The organism is Mesorhizobium sp. M1A.F.Ca.IN.020.03.2.1, from assembly GCF_004023205.1.
Classification (GTDB): domain Bacteria; phylum Pseudomonadota; class Alphaproteobacteria; order Rhizobiales; family Rhizobiaceae; genus Mesorhizobium.
Genome location: NZ_RZSV01000423.1, coordinates 1 through 2,095 on the forward strand (window position 1 = coordinate 1; position 2,095 = coordinate 2,095).

Annotated in this window: 2 protein-coding genes and 1 pseudogene; all 3 read right to left on the bottom strand. The window is 64.6% G+C overall.

All coding sequences use genetic code 11. The annotated features are described in order from the left end of the window. The coding region (locus EOA79_RS31620) for a sugar ABC transporter substrate-binding protein (protein ID WP_164894053.1) at positions 1 to 1,022 on the bottom strand (1,022 nt) is incomplete at its 3' end. A 40-nt stretch (positions 1,023 to 1,062) separates the two neighbouring features. Beyond that, positions 1,063 to 1,827 (bottom strand): ATP-binding cassette domain-containing protein, encoded by a 765-nt coding sequence (locus EOA79_RS31625; RefSeq protein ID WP_095825243.1) that lies wholly within the window; start codon positions 1,825 to 1,827, stop codon positions 1,063 to 1,065. After that, positions 1,824 to 2,095 (bottom strand): annotated as a pseudogene (locus EOA79_RS31630) (ROK family transcriptional regulator); the annotation flags it as partial. The pseudogene EOA79_RS31630 and the gene EOA79_RS31625, both read right to left, overlap by 4 nt.

Sequence of the window (2,095 nt, forward strand, 5' to 3'; positions counted from 1 at the left end):
GTATCCGTCGGCGGCTTCAGGTTGCCCCAGAAAGCGGGGTTGTCGACATTCTCCTTGGTGATCGCCGCGCCTGGGATCTTGATGTTCGGGCCCCAGGCTTCCTTGGTCACCACCGACTTCAGGCCGAGCACGTCATATTCGCCGGGCTTGATCTCCTGCTTGTTGACGACCTTGTCCATGAACATGGCGACGGCCGCGGCCTGGGCGTAGAGCGGCTGTTCGACTTCGACGTTGAGCCAACCCTTGCGGATAAGGTCGAGGCCGACCGGCGCGCCGTTCGAGCTCATCATCATCACGTCGCCCGGCTTCTTACCGGCAGCCTCCAGCGAAGCAACGCCCGCGACCGAAAGATGCGCGGCGTGGCTGAAGATCAGGTCGATGTCGGGATTGGCCAAGATCTGGTCGGCGACGATGGTGCCGGCGTTGCTCGCCTCCCACTGCATGGCGGGCAGCGAGATGATCTTGACGTCCGGAAACGCCTTCATCTTCTCCTCGAAACCCTTCTGGATGTCGAGCGTGTAGGGATCGCCGGGATCGCCGAGCACCTGCAGGATCTTGCCCTTGACCGAGCCATGCTTGGCCTTCAGCAGCGCTTCGGCCTGCTCCGCCGCAATGTGGCCGATCTCGACCGTGCCGGCGACCGATGTGAAGTCGGATGGCGTGGCGGTGATCTGGCGGTCGAACTCGACCACAGGGATGCCGGCCGCGCGGGCGGCTTCAACGGATGGCTTCAACGCATTGAAATCGACCGCGGCGAGGATGATCGCCTTCGGCTTCAGCGCGATCACGTCGTTCATCTGCGATTGCTGCGCGTCGGTCTTGTTGTCGGCGTTCAGTGTCTTCATCTCGTAGCCGACCTGTTTCAGGAACAGTTCCAGCGCGCTCACCGAGCCGGTCTGGAATTCGTCGAGCAAGGTCGGCACCAGGTAGTAGACGGTACCCTTGGACTGGGCGAATGCCGGCGTGAGCGTGGCAATGGCCAGGGCCAGGATACCGAAGACAGAAAGTAGCATTCGCTTCATGTCGTTCGCTCCTCTTTTCGCCGGACCCCTCATTTGTCCCTCAGCCCGCCGGTCCGGCACCGGCGAGCGTTTCCCCGGTGATCATGTTGATCACCGCATCGGGACTTGTCTTGTTGCGGGCAACGTCGCCCGCCACGACGCCCTGGCGGATCACCACGATCCGGTCGGCGACCTGGAAGGCCTGCTGCATGATGTGGGTGATGATGACGACGCCGATGCCTTGGCTCGCCACCTTGCGGATCATGTCGAGGCCGCGGCGCGTCTGCTCGACGCCGAGCGCGGCGAAGGGCTCGTCGAGCAGCACCAGCTTGCCGCCCCAATGAACGAAACGGTTGAGCTCGATCGCCTGCCGCTGGCCGCCCGAGAGGTGCTCGACCTTGGTGCGCATCGAGGGAATGCGGGTGCCGGCATTGGCCAGCGCCTTCGCCACTACTGACTCCATGGCGCGCTCGTCGAGCACCGGAACGCCCAGCACCTTGCGGGTGATCTCGCGGCCCATGAAGAAGTTGGCCACCACGTCGACATTGGTGCAGAGCGAGAGGTCCTGGTAGACGGTCTCGATGCCGGCGGCCTTGGCCTCGGCGGGGGTTTTGGCGAGGAACTCCTTGCCTTCGAACAGCATGCGACCCGAGGTCGGCTCGAGTCCGCCGGCAATGATCTTGACCAGCGTCGACTTGCCGGCGCCGTTGTCGCCGAGCAGCGCCACCACCTCGCCGCGCGCGATCGAGAAGCTGATGCCCCTCAGCGCCCGGATGGCGCCGTAATTCTTGGTGACGTTGTCAAGGACCAGCAGGGGTTCGCTCATGCCGCGATGTCTCCGCCGTTCAGAAGGTCGCCTTCGCGCTGCCGCTTGGCGGTGAAGATCTGGCCGAAGCGCGGCGAAAGCACGCCGGAAACGGCAAGTGCCGCGGCGCCGCGCAACACGGCATGCTGCCCGCCCTGCGCCACGAGGATGCGCGGCGCGGCGCGATCCTTGCGAGCCGAAACCGAATTGTGCAGCGGCTCCGCCAATGCAGCCAGGCGTTCGAGCAACTGAGGCGAGGCGAGGCCCCCAAGCACGATCGTCTCGGGGT